The sequence below is a fragment of the Diaphorobacter sp. HDW4A genome, assembly GCF_011305995.1.
Classification (GTDB): Bacteria; Pseudomonadota; Gammaproteobacteria; order Burkholderiales; family Burkholderiaceae_C; genus Diaphorobacter_A.
The window spans coordinates 4,841,255-4,858,701 of record NZ_CP049910.1 but is presented as its reverse complement, the minus strand read 5'-3'; the positions used below and the strand labels follow the sequence as shown (position 1 = coordinate 4,858,701).

14 protein-coding genes are annotated in these 17,447 nt (G+C 62.9%); 5 read left to right on the top strand and 9 right to left on the bottom strand.

The features are described 5' to 3' along the window. Nucleotides 1-17: 17 nt before the first annotated feature. From G7047_RS22315 to G7047_RS22285, 7 genes are all read right to left on the bottom strand, one after another. Entirely contained in the window at nt 18-998 is a 981-nt protein-coding gene (locus G7047_RS22315) for a tripartite tricarboxylate transporter substrate binding protein (RefSeq protein ID WP_166310114.1), read from the bottom strand. A 98-nt stretch (nt 999-1,096) separates the two neighbouring features. Next, nucleotides 1,097-2,110 (bottom strand): D-2-hydroxyacid dehydrogenase, encoded by a 1,014-nt coding sequence (locus G7047_RS22310; RefSeq protein ID WP_166310112.1) that lies wholly within the window; start codon nt 2,108-2,110, stop codon nt 1,097-1,099. A gap of 21 nt (nt 2,111-2,131) precedes the next feature. Continuing rightward, nucleotides 2,132-3,133 (bottom strand): tripartite tricarboxylate transporter substrate binding protein, encoded by a 1,002-nt coding sequence (locus G7047_RS22305; protein ID WP_166310110.1) that lies wholly within the window; start codon nt 3,131-3,133, stop codon nt 2,132-2,134. A 236-nt stretch (nt 3,134-3,369) separates the two neighbouring features. After that, on the bottom strand, nt 3,370-4,167 hold the full coding sequence (locus tag G7047_RS22300) for a class II aldolase/adducin family protein (protein ID WP_240939220.1): 798 nt from the start codon (nt 4,165-4,167) through the stop codon (nt 3,370-3,372). A 47-nt stretch (nt 4,168-4,214) separates the two neighbouring features. Continuing rightward, nucleotides 4,215-5,399, bottom strand: coding sequence for a tricarballylate utilization 4Fe-4S protein TcuB (tcuB, locus tag G7047_RS22295; protein WP_166310108.1), 1,185 nt, complete (start codon nt 5,397-5,399; stop codon nt 4,215-4,217). A 1-nt stretch (nt 5,400) separates the two neighbouring features. Beyond that, a complete protein-coding gene (tcuA, locus tag G7047_RS22290; protein WP_166310106.1) occupies nt 5,401-6,858 on the bottom strand; it encodes an FAD-dependent tricarballylate dehydrogenase TcuA in 1,458 nt (485 codons plus the stop codon). A gap of 106 nt (nt 6,859-6,964) precedes the next feature. Then, nucleotides 6,965-7,360: a hypothetical protein gene (locus G7047_RS22285; protein WP_166310104.1), complete on the bottom strand. Its 396-nt coding sequence runs from the start codon at nt 7,358-7,360 to the stop codon at nt 6,965-6,967. Between G7047_RS22285 and G7047_RS22280 the strand changes: the two genes are divergently transcribed. The 5 genes from G7047_RS22280 (at nt 7,359) to G7047_RS22260 (ending at nt 15,192) form a co-directional block, all read left to right on the top strand. Next, on the top strand, nt 7,359-8,924 hold the full coding sequence (locus tag G7047_RS22280; protein WP_166310102.1) for an acyl-CoA synthetase: 1,566 nt from the start codon (nt 7,359-7,361) through the stop codon (nt 8,922-8,924). The genes G7047_RS22285 and G7047_RS22280 overlap by 2 nt on opposite strands. A gap of 80 nt (nt 8,925-9,004) precedes the next feature. Beyond that, a complete protein-coding gene (locus tag G7047_RS22275; protein ID WP_166310100.1) occupies nt 9,005-10,150 on the top strand; it encodes a MaoC family dehydratase N-terminal domain-containing protein in 1,146 nt (381 codons plus the stop codon). 6 nt (nt 10,151-10,156) lie between these two features. Next, nucleotides 10,157-11,380: a CaiB/BaiF CoA-transferase family protein gene (locus G7047_RS22270; protein ID WP_240939219.1), complete on the top strand. Its 1,224-nt coding sequence runs from the start codon at nt 10,157-10,159 to the stop codon at nt 11,378-11,380. A 77-nt stretch (nt 11,381-11,457) separates the two neighbouring features. Next, nucleotides 11,458-12,162, top strand: a complete 705-nt coding sequence (locus G7047_RS22265; protein ID WP_166310098.1) for a tripartite tricarboxylate transporter substrate binding protein — start codon at nt 11,458-11,460, stop codon at nt 12,160-12,162. Between the two features lie 114 nt (nt 12,163-12,276). Then, nucleotides 12,277-15,192 (top strand): Tn3-like element IS1071 family transposase, encoded by a 2,916-nt coding sequence (locus G7047_RS22260; RefSeq protein WP_166310096.1) that lies wholly within the window; start codon nt 12,277-12,279, stop codon nt 15,190-15,192. Nucleotides 15,193-15,451: 259 nt separating this feature from the next. Here the strand turns inward: G7047_RS22260 and G7047_RS22255 are convergent, their stop codons facing one another. Beyond that, nucleotides 15,452-16,849, bottom strand: a complete 1,398-nt coding sequence (locus tag G7047_RS22255) for a mercuric reductase (protein WP_166310094.1) — start codon at nt 16,847-16,849, stop codon at nt 15,452-15,454. Continuing rightward, the gene (gene msrB / locus G7047_RS22250; protein ID WP_240939579.1) at nt 16,846-17,265 is read right to left on the bottom strand and encodes a peptide-methionine (R)-S-oxide reductase MsrB; all 420 of its coding nucleotides are present in this window, start codon (nt 17,263-17,265) and stop codon (nt 16,846-16,848) included. The genes G7047_RS22255 and msrB overlap by 4 nt, the downstream gene beginning before the upstream one ends. Between the last annotated feature and the right edge of the window lie 182 nt (nt 17,266-17,447).

Sequence of the window (17,447 nt, the reverse complement as noted above, 5' to 3'; positions counted from 1 at the left end):
TTGGAATCAGCGCGGCATCACTGCGCGGTGATCTTGCGCTCCTTGACGATGGCACCCCACTGGTCGTATTCCTTCTTCATGAAGGTCGCGAACTCCGCGCGTGTCGTGGGATGCGGGTCGAGGCCGTGCTTGGCGAGCGCTTCCTTCACGCCGGGATCGTTGAGCACCTTCACGATCTCCTTGTTCCAGCGATCGAGCATGGGCGCGGGCGTCTTGGACGACGCCACGAAAGCGTACCAGTTCAGCGCCTGGAAACCGGGGAAGCCCGATTCGGCCACGGTCGGGATATTGGGCATGTAGCTGGGGCGCTTGAGGCCGGTGGTGGCCAGTGGAATCAGCTTGCCGGTCTCGATGTGCGGCAGGGCTGTGGGCGGCGCGGCAAAGTAGCTCGCCACGCGTTCGCCGAGCAGATCCTGCAGCGCCGGTGCGCCGCCCTTGTAGGGTACGTGGACCATGTTGATGCCCGCGCGCTGGTTGAAAAGCTCGCCCGCCAGATGCGACGCGGAGCCTGCACCGGTCGACGCGAATTCGACGTTGCTGGTCTTGGCCTTGGCGACGAATTCGGCGAGCGTCTTCACGCCGACCGCCTTGTTCACCACGAGGACGTTCGGAAAGTACACCCCGCCCGAGATCGGAGCCAGGTCTTTGAACGGATCGTAGGTGAGCTTCATGAGATGCGGCGCGATGGTCAGCGGACCGACTGAGCCGAACAGCAGCACCGAGCCATCGGCTACGCCGGAGGCGACCTGCTGGTGTGCGATGTTGCCGCCCGCGCCGCCGCGGTTGTCGACCACGACCGACTGGCCGATGTTCTCGCCAAGTTTCTTGGCGATCAGACGCGCAGCCGCATCGGCCGCGCCACCGGCGGCGAAGCCGACGACCAGTGTGACGGGTTTGGTAGGCGGAAACACGGGATCGGCCGCATGGGCGGCACCTGTGCTGAGTGCTGCCAACGTGGCGATGGCGGTGGCGCGAAGAAGAAGGGATCGTTTGTTCATCGTGATGTTTCCGGTTGTGAGATGACCTCTGTGCCGCAGTGATGTGGCTTCGTGAACTCCGCTCTCCTTTTGATTTTTTACTTCGCGCAACAGCATCGTCAACGCACGACGTTGACGAGTGCGGAGTTCTTTGCGTACCGCGCGAGGTTGTCGATGAATATCTGGACCACGCGAGCCGCGTTGCCCGCCGCAAAGCCTGCGCTGTGCGGCGTGGCGATCACGTTGGGCATGGTCCAGAGGGGCGAGTCCGGGGCGAGCGGCTCGTGTGCGAATACATCGAGATAGGCACCCGCCAGGCGCGCGTGGGTCAGCGCATCGATCAGCGCGGGCTCGTCCACCACGTCGCCACGCGAGACGTTGATGAGGCGTGCGCCCGCAGGCAGCAACGCGAGGCGTTCGCGGTGGATGAGTTGGCGCGTGCGGTCCGACAGCGGGCAGGCGAGGATCAGCCAGTCCGTGGTGGGCAGCACTTGTGCGATGTCTTCGAACGCGTGCGAGCTCAGGCCGTTGTCGATGGGCGCGGCGCTGCTGCGCACCACCTGGATATGAAGGCCGATGACTTGCAAGATGCGTGCGATGGCCTGGCCGATACCGCCCCAGCCGACGATGGTCGCGGTCTGGCCGTGGATGTCGGCGGGCAGCGGCGGTCGGTCGATCAGTGGGGCCCATTGGCGCTGCTGCTGCGCAGCAATCAGTTCAGGAAAGCGCCGCCCCAGCATGAGCAGGCCAGTCACGGCGCTTTGCGCGACCACTTCGGCATTGGTGCCAGCCGACGAGGTGAGCGTCACGCCGCGCGCCAGCAGCTCGAGGTAGATCGGCCGGTCCGCACCTGCGGAGTGGATGTGGACCCAGCGCAGGCTTTGGCTCTCCCGCATGGCGGTGTAGACGCGCGCGGTCTCAGGCTGTGTCTCGTGCTTGGTCGACAGGCCCGTCACGTCACGTGAGACAAAGGCGATGTCGAACTGCGCGCCGCGCTGCTCCACATCGTCTACCGTCAGCAGCACGGGTGCGGGCGATGCACATGCGCGGATGCGCTCGCCCTGAGCCGCGCGCAGCGGCTCGGAGACGAGGACGCGCAGCGGCGTTGCGAAGGCTTGGGTGTCGTCACTCATAGGGGTGTTGCCGCAATGCCGTCATTCGACGGTCGCGCCCGAGTCCTTCACGATCTTCTGCCACTTCACGAACTCCTTGCGCGTGAACTGGCCGAACTGCTCGGGCGTGCCGCCGACCGGGTCTGCGCCTTCGCGGATCATCTGTTCCTCGAGCGAGGGTAGGGCCTCGTTCACGGCCTTGTTCAGCTGGGCGACGATCTGCGGCGGTGTGCCCTTGGGGCCGAAGAAACCGAACCACGAACCCGCCGCAAATCCGGGAAAGCCTTTTTCCGCGACGGTCGGCACGCCGGGTAGCGAACGCGAGGGTTTGTCGCTCGACACCGCGAGCGCGCGCAACTTGCCCGCCTTGATGTGCTGGATGACCGAGGGGATGGTCGCGAACATGAACTGCAGGCGTCCGGCCAGCAGATCGTTGAGCGCGTTGGCGCCCTTGTAGGGCACATGCAGCGTATCGCTGCCGATGCGCTGGCTCAGCATGTAGCTCGACAGATGCGACGAGGTACCTACGCCCGTGGAGCCGTAGCTCAGTTGGGCCGGATGGGCCTTTACATAGGCGATGAATTCTTCGAAGGTCTTGGTGGGCACGGAGGGATGCACCACCAGCACATTGGGCACGTCCGCGATCTGCACGATGGGCACCAGATCGACGAGCGGGTCGTAGCTCATGTTCTTGTAGAGGCTTTGGTTCACCGAGATCGGGCCTACGGAGTTCACGATCAGCGTGTAGCCATCGGCGGGCGCGCGCATCACGAATTCGGTGCCGATGTTGCCGCCGCCGCCGGGCTTGTTGTCGATGATGAACGACTGGCCGAGCTTGTCTCCGAGCTTCTGCGCTACCGCGCGTGCCAGCAGATCGGTGGTGCCGCCTGCGGTGAATGCGACAACGATCTTGACCGGTTTGGACGGCCATTTGTCCTGCGCGAAGGCGGTGCCGCTCAATGCGCTCAATGGCAGCAGGGCCGAGGCGATGAGGCTGGTCTGGAAGCGACGGCGCGAAACGCCGGGGTGTTGTGGGTTGAACATGCTTGTCTCCTTGAGTATTTATGTGCTGGGGATGCGCGGCCTGCGATCACTTCTGGCGTGTCATTGCAGACGGCACGGGCGCGGTGAAGATGTCCTTCTCACCGCGCCCGATGGGGGATTCCTCCGGGTTTTGTGGTCACTGTCCGTCTCAGAACGTGTTTGCGATCTCAGCGCGAAGGCTTGCAGGCCGCCCGAGGCCGCGCCTGCAAGACCGCGTGGAGATCGCAAACACGTTCTCAGGTGCGGTAGCCCGGATCGAGGCGGTCAAGCTTGCGCAGCAGCGCAGGCCATTCCATCTGGCCGTAGGGGCGGCGTGTGCCGGGCTGGTAGTTGTTCCAGGTCTCTTCGAGCACCTGATCCGAGACCTTCACGAACGGCGAGTTGCAAGACATCGCGGCGATCTGCGAGCGGCAGGCGAGTTCGAGGCGGTGCATCCAGTTGAAGGCTTCGCCCACCGTGCGGCCCACGGTCAGCGCGCCGTGGTTGCGGAAGATGAGCGCCTCGCCATCGCCCAGATCCTTGACCAGCGATTCCTGCTCGGCCGTGTCGAGCACCACGCCTTGGTAGTCGTGGTAGCCGATTTTCAGAAAACGCATCGCCGTCTGCGTGATCGGCAGCAGGCCGCATTCGAGCGAGGACACCGCCATCGATGCCCAGCTGTGCGTGTGGATCACGCAGGCCACCTCGGGCCGGGCCTCGTGCACGGCGCTGTGGATCACATAACCGGCCTTGTTGATGCCGTAATTCAGCGGGCCGAAGTCGGGCTTGGAGAGGATGGTGCCGTCGTGGCTCACCTTGATGAGGCTGGATGCGGTGATCTCCTCGTACATCATGCCGTAGGCGTTGATGAGGAACGCGCCGTCTTCATCCGGCACGCGCGAGGAGATGTGGTTGGCCATCATGTCCGACATGCCGTAGATATTCACCAGCCGGTAGCAGGCCGCAAGATCGATGCGGGCCTGCCATTCGGCGTCGGAGCACTTGCCCTTCATCGAAGAGATGTGCAGTTCGTGGCTGTTGTCTGCTGTTGTCATGGTCCCTGTCTCCGTTGGAATGATTTATCGATATGACTGTGCTTCGATCAGTCCGCACCGAGCCCGATGGGGTTCGGCTGGCGCTTTTCCGTCGCGTGGCGCAGCAGCGATGCGGTGCGGAAGATGCCGTGAGCGAACTTGCCGTAGGGCAGTGTGAGGAACAGTCCCATTACCGCGCCGAGGTGGGCGCACAGCAGCAGGGCCATGGCGGGCGTGCTGCGGAAAAGCCAGAGCGCGAGGCCGGTGAGCGAGACGAGAAACAGCAGCGCGATGAAGCCGAGGTCCATGGGCTTTTGCTTGAGGTCGCCGTGCTCGGGGTCCCGTTTGCGGTTCAGGTGCCACAGGCCACTGGTGCCGATTAGCAGGCTCACGCCGCCGAGTGCGCCGAGGACCTTGGGCAGGCTGGGCAGCTCGTAAGGCGCGGCGAGGCCGAAGACGTAGTGGTAGACCGTGCCGAGCGCGGTGGCCGCGAAGCACAGCATAAAGCCGTAGAACGTGAAGTGGTGCATGCGGCGGCGCGCTAGCGTGTAGGCGTCGTCCTCGTTCGGACAGCCTTGGCCTGCTCCGCCGTCCAGATACTTCATGCGCAGCACGTCGTGCGTGGCTTCGGCGGCGGCGGGGCCGCTCACGTTGGCGCCGCTGGTGACGGGCTTGATCTGCTTCCAGAAGTTGCGCACGCCCATGAAGAGCGCGAACACCACGAACAGAAACACCGGAGCGAACAGGCTCACTAGCAGGTTGTGCGGGAACAGGTTGTAGAAGTTGCCGGCGGTCTCGCGACTCCACAGCGCGCCGATGCCGCCATGCAGCGCCACGGCGATGATGAGGAACAGCGCCAGGCCGATCACCAACGCGACTGACAGCGTGAGGCCGTTGTTCTTGTAGAGCTTGCCAAGCGCGGGTGGCCAGGCGTAATTGGTGTAGGTTTCGCCGCGCACCTCGGCCATGGCCTTGGGCACGTTGAGCGCGAATTCATGCGGCGGCGCGTACTGGCAGGCATGCAGGCAGGCGCCGCAGTTGTGGCACAGGTTGGCGAGGAAATTCACGTCGGCCTTCGGGAATTCGAGGCGGCGTGTCATCGCGGGAAACACCGCGCAGAAGCCTTCGCAGTAGCGGCAGGCGTTGCAGATCTGCATGACGCGCGCGACTTCGTCTTCGGCGGCGGTCATGGGCACGATGTGGCCTTGGGCGAGGGCCTTGGCGTCTTCGGTCAGGGCTTGTAGGGTTTGCATGTCAGGCGGCCTCACTCACTTCATCTTTCACGGCACCCGCGACGACGGGCTTGCCCTGCGCGGCCAGTGCCGCGTTGCGTCCGGCGATGCGGCCGAATGCCGTGCCGATGGACATGCCGACACCGGCGGTGTAGCCCTTGCCGAGCACGTTGCCGGCCATCATTTCGCCCGCCACGAACAGGTTGCGGCTCGCGCGGTCGTTGAAGCGCACGGCCGAGGTGTCGTCCACTTTCAGGCCCAGATAGGTGAAGGTCACGCCGGGGCGCAGCGCATAGCCATAGAACGGTGCGGTGTCGATGGGACGCGCCCAGTGCGTCTTGGCGGGGGTGATGCCCTCGGTGTGGCAGTCGTCGAGCGCGGTGTGGTCGAAGTGGCCGACGTGGCAGTTGTCGTTGTATTCGTTGAGCGACTGCATGAAGGTCGCGCGGTCGAGTTCGAGCTTGTCGGCCAGCTCTTCGAGCGAGTTGGCTTTCACGCCCGGAAATACCGGCGGCATGAAGCGGCCAATCGCCTTGGAATCGATGATGGAGTAGGCGATCTGGCCCGGTTGCATCGCGACGAGGCGGCCCCAGATGGCGTAGCGCTTGGGCCAGAAATCCTCGCCTTCATCGTAGAAGCGCTTGGCCTCGCGATTGACCACCACGCCGAGCGACACGCAGTCGATGCGCGTGCAGATGCCGCCGTCGTACAGCGGCGCGCGTGCGTCGATGGCGACCATGTGCGCCTGCGTCGGATCACCGATCACGTCGGCCTTGTGTTCTTCGAGCATGTGCTTGAGCAGCACGCCCTTGTTGAACGCGGTGCCGCGGATCAGGAAGTTGTCGGACGGCCATTCGCCGCGCTCGTTCTGGCCCCAGGCCTCGCGCAGCCATTCGCGATTGGATTCGAAACCGCCCGCAGCCAGCACGCAGCTCTTGGCCGTGAAGCGCTTGCCGGTGGTGGTGAGCGCGGCCTCAAAGCTGCCGTGCTCATCGATATCGAGGCGGTCAACAGGCGTCTCGTAATGGATCTGCACGCCGAGCTTTTCAGCGCTGCGGAAATACGCGTTGACGAGCGCCGTGCCGCCACCCATGAAGAAGGCATTGGTACGCGCCACATGCAGCGCGCCCGAGAGCGGCGGCTGGAAGATCACGCCGTGCTTGCGCATCCAGTTGCGGCAGGTGGAGGAGGCGCGGATCACCATGCGCGCGAGGTGCTCGTTGGTGATGCCGCCGGTCACCTTCAGCAGATCCTGCCAGAACTCCTCTTCGGGATAGGCCTCGATCAGCACGTCCTGCGGCGCATCGTGCATGCAGCGCAGATTGCGCGTGTGGCCCGAGTTGCCGCCGCGCCATGCGCGCGGCGCCGATTCGAGCAGCGTGACGCGTGAGCCGGCCTCGGCCGCCATGATGGCTGCGCACAGCGCGGCATTGCCGCCGCCGATCACCAATACATCGGTGTCGAAGGACGCGGCGCTCATGACGGTTCACGTCCGCAGGCGCGGGTTCGCAGGGAAGACGGGGCAGTGTGTTTCTGCAGCACGGCGGACCTCGTGGGTTGATTGTTGTTCGCGCCACTTTAGAAATTCATACCTCGTTTGCCAAGGGCACTTCCTGCAAGGGCACTTCACGAATCGTGATGGGTTCGTTTTCTTTTTTGGTTTTATGAAGCCTGGTGGTTTCATTGGCTGGTCGTTTGGAGGCGCCAGTACAGCCCCTCGTGCGTCGTTGTCGAAGCCTTGCCGTACGAGAGTACTGATCTGCGGCGTCACGCCTGGCCTGACGCGCTGTCTCGGCGTTGTGGGGGTGGATCGAGCGGCCGTTTTCGCTGCGTAGTTTGCTGTTTTTGTTCTTCCTTTTTGCTGCGGTGCATCCTTGAAAGCCAATTTTATTTTGTCTATATACAAAATAAGAAAGCATTTGACAAAAGAAAAAATAATGCCGAAACTGAATGCACGGAAAAACGAAGGGGACAGCAAACATGAAACGGCTTGTGGATTTCGTCAGTTTTGCGGATGCGCAGCAGCAGTTCTCGGGCGAGAAACTGTGGGAGTTGTTTGATGGCTCTCGCGAGTCGTTCAACATTGCGCATGAGTGCGTGGACCGCCATGCGGGGCAGGGGCGCGATGCGTTGATCGTGGCGCATGCGTCGGGTGAGGACGAGGTCATCACCTTCGACGAGCTGTCGGCCGATTCGGGGCGGTTTGCCAACTGGCTGGCGGCGCGCGGCGTGCAGCCAGGTGAACGGGTGGCCATCATGCTCGAGCCCTCGCGGGCCTTCTACACCGCCATGTTTGGCGTGATCAAGCGTGGTGCGATTGCGGTGCCGCTGTTCACGCTGTTTGGCCCGGACGGCGTGCGGCTGCGTGTCGATGATTGCCAGCCCGCACTGCTGGTGACCAACGAGCACAAGCGCGATGTGGCCGATGCGGCGGGCGTGCCGGTGCTGGTGTATGACGCGGCGTTTCACCAGAGCCTGCAGAGCCAGCCGACGCAGTTCACATCGCAGTCACGCGCCGACGATCTGGCCGTTTTTCAGTACACCTCGGGCACTACCCGCGAACTGCCAGAGGCCGTGCGCCACACGCACCGCGCCGTCGTCACGCTGATGGTGGCGGCGCTCTACGGTACGGGATTGCGTCCGGGTGATCGCTTCTTCTGCCCGTCCTCGCCCGCATGGGGCCATGGCCTGTGGCACGGCACGCTCGCGCCGTTGGCGCTGGGTTTGACGGTGGGCGCGTACAGCGGGCGCTTCAATGCGGAGCGGCTGATCAGGGCGCTGTCGGAGCACCGCTTCACCAACATGTCGGCCGCCGCCACGCACTACCGCATGATCAAGAACAGCGGCAAGGCGCGGGACTATGCCTACGCATTCGACAAGCTGTCGTTCACCGGCGAGCCCATCGATGACGACACGGCGGACTTCGTGCAGCAGGTCTTCGGCCTCGAGGTCTGCAGCATGTATGGCACGACCGAGATCGGCGTGGTGCTGGTGAGCTATCCCGGCGCGCCGGACTTTCCGGTCAAGCGCGGCTCGCTGGGCAAGGCTGTTCCAGGAACGCGCGTTGAGGTGCACGACACCGAGGGCCGCATCTGCCCGCCCGGCGAGACCGGCCAGCTCATGGTGCTGCGCAAGGGCGAGTGGATTCCCACCAAGGACCTGGGCCGCACCGATGCGGACGGCTATTTCTATCACGGGGGCCGTGCGGACGACGTGATCATCTCCGCAGGCTGGACCATGAGCGCGGTCGAGATCGAGAACGTGCTGCTCATGCATGCCGACGTGCAGGAAGCCGCCGTGATCGGCGTGCCAGACGATTTGCGTGGTCAGGTCGTCAAGGCATTTCTCGTGAGCGACCGCGAGCGCAGCGATGCCTTCGTGCAGGAGGTGCAGGACCTCGTGCGCGCCAAGCTCAGCCAGCACGAATACCCGCGCCATGTCGCGGTCGTCACTGAATTGCCCAAGACACCTGCCGGAAAGGTGCACAGAAAAGTGCTGCGCGAGAGGGAACGCGCAGCAGCAGTGGCCGAGCAGGTAGCGGCCTGAACCAGATTTCCCTTTGCTCCATTCATTCACCCTTCACCCATACCCAATCACCCATCACATCCATTTCAAAGGAGACAGACATGCTCGATAAGGTTCACCAACAACGCAGCTTTCCCAAGATCACCGACGAGGGTCTCGATGACCTGCGCAAGCGCATCGGCGTGAAGATCGGCCAGACCGCAGAGCCCTGGTGCCACGAGGCCACGCGCGACAACATCCGTCACTACGCGCACGGCATCGGCGACGACAATCCGCTGTGGTGCGACCCGGACTACGCGGCCAAGTCGCACTACGGCGGCATCGTCGCGCTGCCGAGCTTTCTGTTCTCCACCAGCCGCATCGTGTCGGGCTATGTGGGTGGTCTGCCGGGCGTGCATGCGATGTGGTCGGGCTCGGACTGGACCTGGCACAAGCCGGTGCGCCGCAACGACGAGATCTCGACCGAGGCGCATCTCAAGGATCTCATCGAACACCAGACGCGCTTTGCGGGCCGCGCGATCCAGCAGATCTACCACGTGGACTTCTACAACCAGCAGGGCGACAAGGTGTCCGAGTGCGACAGCTGGTGCTTCCGCACCGAGCGCGACCATGCGCGTGAGCAAGGCACGAAATACGCCGAGGTGCGCGCCCGCGAGCCGCGCCGCTATACCGAAGAAGAGCTGAACGAGGCCTACAAGCTGTACCGCAACGAGGAAGTGCGCGGCGCAACTCCGCGCTACTGGGAAGACGTGCAGGTCGGCCAAGAGCTGCCCACCATGTTCAAGGGCCCGATGACGGTGACCGGCTTCATCGCCTATGCGCAGGGCTGGGGCGGCCTCTACATCCGCGCGAACAAGCTCGCGTGGCAGTTGATCGACGCGCATCCAGGCGTGGGTATCAAGAACCGTTTCGGCATTCCGGATGTGCCAGAGCGCGTGCATTGGGAAGAGGACTTCGCGCTCGAAGTGGGTGCGCCCGGCGCGTATGACTACGGCCCGGAGCGTACCTCGTGGCTCACGCACCATCTCACCAACTGGATGGGCGATGCGGGCTTTCTGCACAAGGCCAGCTGCAAGATCCGCCGCCACAACCCCGAGGGTGACATGCTGTTCATCAAAGGCAAGGTCACGCGCAAGTTTGTCGAGAACGGCAAGCACATGGTCGAGATCGAGCAGTCCGCGTCCAACCAGGATGGCGAGCTGTCCGTGGTCGGCAGTGGCGTGGTGATTCTGCCCAGCAAGGGATAACACACCATGACCATCGGCGGAAAAGGCGCCCTCGCGGGAATGAGGGTGGTGGACCTCACGCGCGTGCTTGCCGGCCCGCTGTGCACGCAGATCCTCGCCGATCAGGGCGCGGAGGTCATCAAGGTCGAGCCGCCTTCGGGCGACGAGACGCGCAAGCTGGGCCCGCCGTTCGATGCGGCGGGGCAGGCGGCGTATTTCGCGGCGCTCAACCGGGGCAAGCGGGCGATCAGTCTTGATCTCTCGACGTCCGACGCGCAGGAGGTGCTGCACCGCATGCTGGCTGACGCCGACGTGCTGGTGGAGAACTTTCTGCCAGGCACGATGGAGCGCTGGGGGCTGGGCTTCGATGAGGTGCTCGCCAAACGCTACCCACGGCTGGTGTACTGCAGCATTTCCGGATTTGGCGCAGACGGCCCGCTCGGCGGTCTGCCCGGGTATGACGCGGTATTGCAGGCGATGTGTGGCGTGATGAGCGTGAACGGCGAGGCTTCGGCCGGTGCCACGCGCATCGGCGTGCCAGTGATTGATCACTTGACCGGCTACGTGGCACTCTCCGCGATTTTGATGGCGCTGTGTGCGCGCCATCGCACGGGGGAAGGGCAGCGCGTGGAGGCCACGCTCTACGACACCGCTTTAAGTCTGCTGGTGCCGCATGCGTCCAACTGGTTCGCATCGGGAAGCTGCCCGAGCCTGCTGGGCAGTGCCCATCCGAACATCGCGCCGTATGACAAGTTTCGTGCGCGCGGTGGCGAGTTGTTCATCGGCGTGCTCAACGAAGGGCAGTTCCGCCGCCTGTGTCAGCACATCGGCCTGCCCGGTTTGCCGCACGACGAACGCTTTGCCAGCAACAGCGGGCGGCTCGATCACCGTGTGGAGCTGAAGGCGGCCATCGAGGCGGCGATTGTGGACAGCGATTGCGGTGCGCTGTGCGAGGCGCTGATGAAGGTGGGCGTGCCCGCAGGTGCATTGAATTCAGTGCCTGAAGCGCTGGCACATGCGCACAGCGAGCATCGGGAAATGCTCGTTCAGCGCGGCGCGTACCAGGGGGTGCGCTCGCCGATGGTGATGTATGGAACACCCGGAGAGCCCGGCCATGCGCCACCGGAATTTGCGCAGGACTCCGACGATGTCCTGCATGGTTTGGGGTTCGATTCTGTGCAGCGAGAAAGGCTGTACGCAGCGGGAGCCGTCATGCGGCCGGCGGGTGAGTACGTGATTTCCATGGGTTGATGCGGAACGGCTTCATCGTCGCTGCACAAAGGCTGGCCAGACCAGCCCAGTCCAATATATACAAGGAGACAAGGATCATGCGCATTCGTTCAATCAACTTGGGCGTCGTGCTGCTGGGTGCCACGCTGGGCGCGGTGCACGCGCAGCAGCCCTATCCGAGCAAGCCGATCCGTATCGTCGTGGCCTACGCCGCAGGGCAGGGCACGGACATCGCCACGCGGTATCTCGCCGATCAGATGGGCAAGGATCTGGGCCAGCCCATCGTCGTGGAAAACAAGCCGGGGGCGGGGGGCAATCTCGGCACGGAGATGACGGCGCTGGCCGCGCCCGACGGCTACACGCTGACCATGGGCACTAACGCGACGCATGCGCTCAACGCGTTTCTGTACGCCAAGGTGCCGTTTGAAGCGGAACGCGACTTCGAGCCGATCGGCCTTGTCGGCACCTTTCCGATGATCGTCGCGGTGAACGCCAACGCACCTTACACCTCATTGCCGCAGCTGCTGGAGAAGGCGCGCGTCGATCCACGCTCGGCCGACATCGCCATGCCCAGCACCACGGCGCGGCTGGTGGTGGAGCTGCTCAAGGAACGCTCGCAGTTCCCGCTGTTCGGCGTGCCCTACAAGGGCTCTGGCAACGCAATGACCGATCTGCTCGGCGGCCAGTTGCCCGTGGTGGTGGACACGCCGACCGCGCTCAAGTCGCATCTCGCATCGGGCAAGGTGCGCGCGATTGCGGTCACCTCCGAAAAGGGGTCTCCTCGTTTTCAGTGCAATAAGTGACGGTACGCAAAGCTAGCACTGGCGCGGGGGTGGTCTGGGTAGACCGTTGATTTCATTGACTTTCCTGTTCGCTTTGTAAACGGGTATGGTGGCCTCCCACTTTTGAGGTTCACGATGCAGGGTTGGCACACAACGTTTTTGGGGATGCGTGGGCTCCCCCGCGATATCAGCGACTTCGAGATGAAGGCATTTTTCACCTTCGATGGTGCCGAGCGCGACGCAATCAATGCACGCCGAGGTGATTCCCACAAGCTTGGTCTGGCGCTCCATATTGGTTTCCTGCGCATGAGTGGGCGTTTGCTCGGTGCCTTTCGGGTAATTCCAGTAGCCTTGTGGCGCCACCTTGGCAACGAGCTTGGCATTGCAGCACCAGAAGTCGCCTCGCTGAGAGCCATGTATGAACGCGGGCGCACGCTATTCGATCACCAACAAGTAGCCTGCACGGTCCTTGGATTCCAGTGGATGAGCGAGCACCAGCGCCGCTCACTGGTACGTGAACTGCGCGACGAAGTGGCGCGCTGCGCCGACCGCGATCAGCTACTCGTGCGGGCGCGTCAATGGCTGTACAAGAACAAGCTGGTGATCGTGCACGAGCGGGCAATTCGGACACTGATTGCGGCGGCACTTGCCCAGCTTGAAGTTGAAACAGGCACCGCCATCGCCGCCAGCGTTGATCCAGCAACACTTGATCGCTGGCGAGCCTCAGTTTCAGAGCTGCGCCCAGATGGACAAACCCAGCAGAGTTGGCTATGGGCTGCACCGGCGAAACACTCAACCCGCCAAATCAGCGAGGTACTGGAGCGCATCGACCTGCTTTACACGCTGGACGTTCATAAGCACCTGGCAGACATCCCCGATCTCATCTTGCGCCGCTACGCGCGCCGACTTGTCTCCAGGCCGCCCTCAGCCGGAGCCAAGATCAAAGAGCCAGCGCGCACCGTGGAGGTCGCATGCTTTCTTCGGTATTGCCTGTTCACCACCACAGACCAGTTGATCCTTATGGTGCAGCGCCGGATCGCCGATCTGTGGCGTCAGGCTGCCGCCGATGTCCCCGCTACCGTCAATTGGGCCGCAATGTACAAAACGCTGCTCGGCGAACTTGTTGCCTTGAGCGCGCAAGGTGCGGTGCCAGATGCTGAGTTGCGTGCCCGTCTTGAAGCCTTGATCACCGAAACCCAGAAACGCAAACCACCGAGCAGGGCCTCCCTGGTCCGCGAGGGATTGATTGATGGAATTCGCCCCGTGCGGTCGTTGCTCGTCGCCATTGCAAAGCTGCCCTGGCAGGCCACCGGCGAGCATCCTGCCATCGAGTACCTTGCCAAGCTGCAAGCTTTATATCTCAAAGGATCCAGAAAGCTGCCAGTTGAAGTGGTGGCACCAAGTCTGGGAATGATCTGGCAGGTTTCGATCTCCAGCCCAGACCGGGAACGGGCGTTTCAGGCGTTGGAGGTGGCCACCCTGTTTGCCCTGCGCCGCGCGGTGCGCAATGGCTCGGTCTGGATTGAGCACAGCCTGAGCTTTCGGGGTCGTGCGCGCTTGTTCTTCACGGACGAGCGTTGGCAGGCAGAGTCCAAGAAACACTATGCCCGTCTATCGTTACCCAGCAAGGCTGCCACTTTCTTGAAGCCTTTGCTGGCCAGAGTAACTGCCGGTGTCGATGCGGTGGCCGCTGCAGCCCGCAGTGGCGTACTGCGCGTGGATGATGAACTCCATTTGTCGCCATTGCCCGCAGAGGACGAAGACCCAGAAGTGACCAAGCTGCGCGCGGCTTTGGGTCACCGCATCGGTGAGGTTCAATTGCCGGAAGTGATTCTGGCCGTTGACGCCCAGGTGCGCTTTAGCTGGATCATGCTCGGACGTGAGCCGCGCTCTACCGACGAGCTGCTGATGGTCTATGCCGGCATCATGGCCCACGGCACCAGTCTGACTGCGGTCGAATGCGCGCGCATGATTCCGCAATTGTCTGCCACCAGCATTCGCCAGGCCATGCGCTGGGCGCGGGACGAACGGCGTCTGAGCCAGGCCTGCCAGGCTGTGCTGGAATTCATGCAGCGACACCCGATTGCCGCCACCTGGGGGCGGTCCGATTTGGCATCTTCTGACATGATGAGCATGGAGACCACCAAACGGGTGTGGCAAGCCCGGCTTGATCCTCGGCGCAACACACCTTCCATTGGAATCTACTCCCATGTAAAAGACCGGTGGGGCATCTTCCATGCGCAGCCCTTTGTGCTCAATGAGCGCCAGGCGGGCGTGGCCATTGAAGGTGTCATCCGCCAAGAAAAGCTGGAGACCAGCCAGCTTGCTGTGGATACCCATGGCTACACCGACTTTGCCATGTCACATGCCCGTTTGCTTGGTTTTGATCTTTGCCCGCGGTTGAAGGAACTCAAACAGCGCCACCTCTTTGTGCCACGCGGCACCAAAGTGCCCGCAGAAATCGCTGCGGTGTGCGAAGCCAATGTCGACGTCGCTTTGATCGAAAAGCATTGGGATAGTCTGGTGCACCTGGCAGCCTCGGTCATGAGCGGACATGCCAGTGCGGTGGCAGCTCTTGCGCGGTTCGGTTCTGCCGCCCAGGGCGATCCAATCTATGAGGCTGGCGTGCAATTGGGGCGGTTGCTGCGTACGGCGTTTTTGGCTGACTACTTTGTCAAGGACGCTTTCAGGAACGAGTTGCGCCGGGTGCTCAATCGGGGCGAGGCTGTTAACGCCCTCAAGCGCGCCATTTATACCGGCCGGATCAGCCCGGCGCAGGCCAAACGTGTCGATGAAATGCAGGCTGTGGCCGATGCGTTGAGCCTGATGGCCAACATCGTGATGGCGTGGAATACCTCACAGATGCAGGCGGTCCTGGATCGCTGGTCGAACCGCCGCCAGGTCATTCCACCGGAACTGATCGGGAAGATTGCGCCCACCAGGCTGGAGAGCATCAACTTGCGGGGTGTGTTTCGCTTCCCGGTTGACCGCTATGCTGACCAAATCCTGCCTTCGCGGCCAAATGCATCGATAACTGGCACCAATGGATGAAACCGACCACGGTTTGACGCCACGAATCGCAGATTTGAAAGTGAACAGGAAAGTCAATGAAATCAACGATCTACCAACACCACCTCCGCGCCAGTGCTAGCTTTTCGTACCGTCACTTATTGCACTGAAAACGAGGAGACCCCAGGACCGGGAAACTTTCGGTCAGTGATTGTCCCGGAGGCAAACGACCACCGTGATTGTCGACGCCGCGATTGCGGCCTAGAAAAGATCGATTGATGGGCATCTTTGCTCCCTCTTTTCAGTTCATGACCAGGGGCTTGCGGCGGTCGATGATGGTGGGCAAGAATTCAGTGACGGTGGGGTGTACGGGCAGCGCCTCACGCACCGTGCGCCAGGTGCCCTGGCTAGCCATCACTAGGCCAATGGATTGAATGATCTCGTCGGCCTGGATGCCTAGCATCGTGGCGCCCAGGAACAGGCCACTGTCTTCATCGATCAGCAGTTTGATCACGCCCACGGTTTCACTCTCTTCCTTCGCCCGGCTCACGTCCTTCATCGCATGCACCGCTTGTGAGATACGCCGACCCTCTTTTTCCACTAGGCGCTTGGCATCTGCCTCATACAGCCCCACGTGTGCCAGCGGTGGATCGGTGAACATGGCGTAAATGCTGTTGCGCGCGTCGGCGCTGCGCTGTCCGCCGGCGAGGTTCTCGGCCAGAACGTCGTGATCGTGGTAGCTGGTGTGGGTGAAGGCTCCGCGCTGGTTGATGTCGCCCAGCGCCCAGATGCCGGGCACGTCGGTCTCGAGCCGATCGTTGGTGGCGATGTAGCCACGCATGTTGGCCCTCAACCCCACACTATCCAGCCCCAGATCGTCGGTATTGGGCACGCGACCGGCAGCCACCAGCAGGTGGCTGCCGCCTATGATGCGACCGTCAGCCAGTTGAACGCAGGTGCCGCCCTCGGTTTCCCCCGGTTTGACGGCCGCAATAGACACGCCGATGTAAACGTCGATGCCCTCGGCCTGCAGCATCTCGGTCACGGCAGCAGACACGTCGGCGTCTTCCCGCCCCGTCAAGCGCGGCCCCGTCTCGATGATTGCGACCTTGCTGCCGAGGCGGCGAAAGATCTGCGCCATCTCAAGGCTGATGTACCCGCCTCCGATGATCACCAACTTGCGGGGTAGCTCGCGCAACGCCAACAGTCCCTCGCTGTCAAGGTACGGGTTTTCCGCCAGACCCGGGATTGTCGGTACGGAGGAGCGCGTACCCGTGTTTAGGATGATCTGAGGCGCGCGCAGTATGTGCTCGCCCGCCTGCACCAGGAACTCGCCACCATCGCGACCCGTCAGCCGACCGTGAGCTTTAATGATGCGCAGGCCCTCCAACCCGCCGAGCCAGCTCTCGAGTCCTGATCGCGCCTGGTCGACCCTGTCTTGCATGCGTTGCATGGCGACGGCGAAGTCGACCTTTACAGGGCCCACCTGCACACCGAACTCGGCCGCGCGACGCGCCAGGTAGGCCACCCGCGCCGACTTGCGCAATGTCTTGGTGGGTGTGCAGCCTCGGTTGACGCAGGTGCCGCCAAGGTCACGGGCCTCCACCAGCGCGACCTTGCGGCCGCGATTCACGAGCTTGGCCGCTAGAAACGGTCCGGCCTGCCCCGCACCAACCACGATAGTGTCGAAGTTCATCATGACTTGACCAACGCCACGGCGTTCATGCAATAGCGCAGGCCGCTGGGTGCGGGCCCATCGGGGAAAACATGGCCCAGGTGCGCGTCGCACACATTGCAGGTGGTCTCGATGCGAGTCATACCATGGCTCGAATCGTAGTGGTGCGCGATCAGCCCGGGCGCCAGCGCCTGTCTGAAGCTGGGCCAACCACTCTTGCTTCGGAACTTGCTCGAAGCGTCGAACAGTTCGGTACCGCAGCACACGCACCCATAAACACCGGGCTCGAACAAGGCACACATGTCCGAGCTGTGCGCAGGTTCGGTGCCCCTTTGTCGCGTGACGCGGTACTGCTCGGGCGTCAGGCGCTGGCGCCATTGCGCGTCGTCGAGCTCGAGCCGCCGTGGCGGCGCTGGATTGTTGCCTTTCGCGTGCTGGATGACGTCTCGCCAGGTGATGGTTCCTGCATCTGGCGTGGGCACAGGCGGCGCCGACTCGGCGCGTTTGAGCTCGGCAATTAGTTTTTCGACGTCGATGCGGAAGTAGTTGTAAACCACCGCGCCACTGGGATCGACGAGGATAAACCAGGGCGTGCCGCCGTTGCGGTAGCGCTGCATCAGCA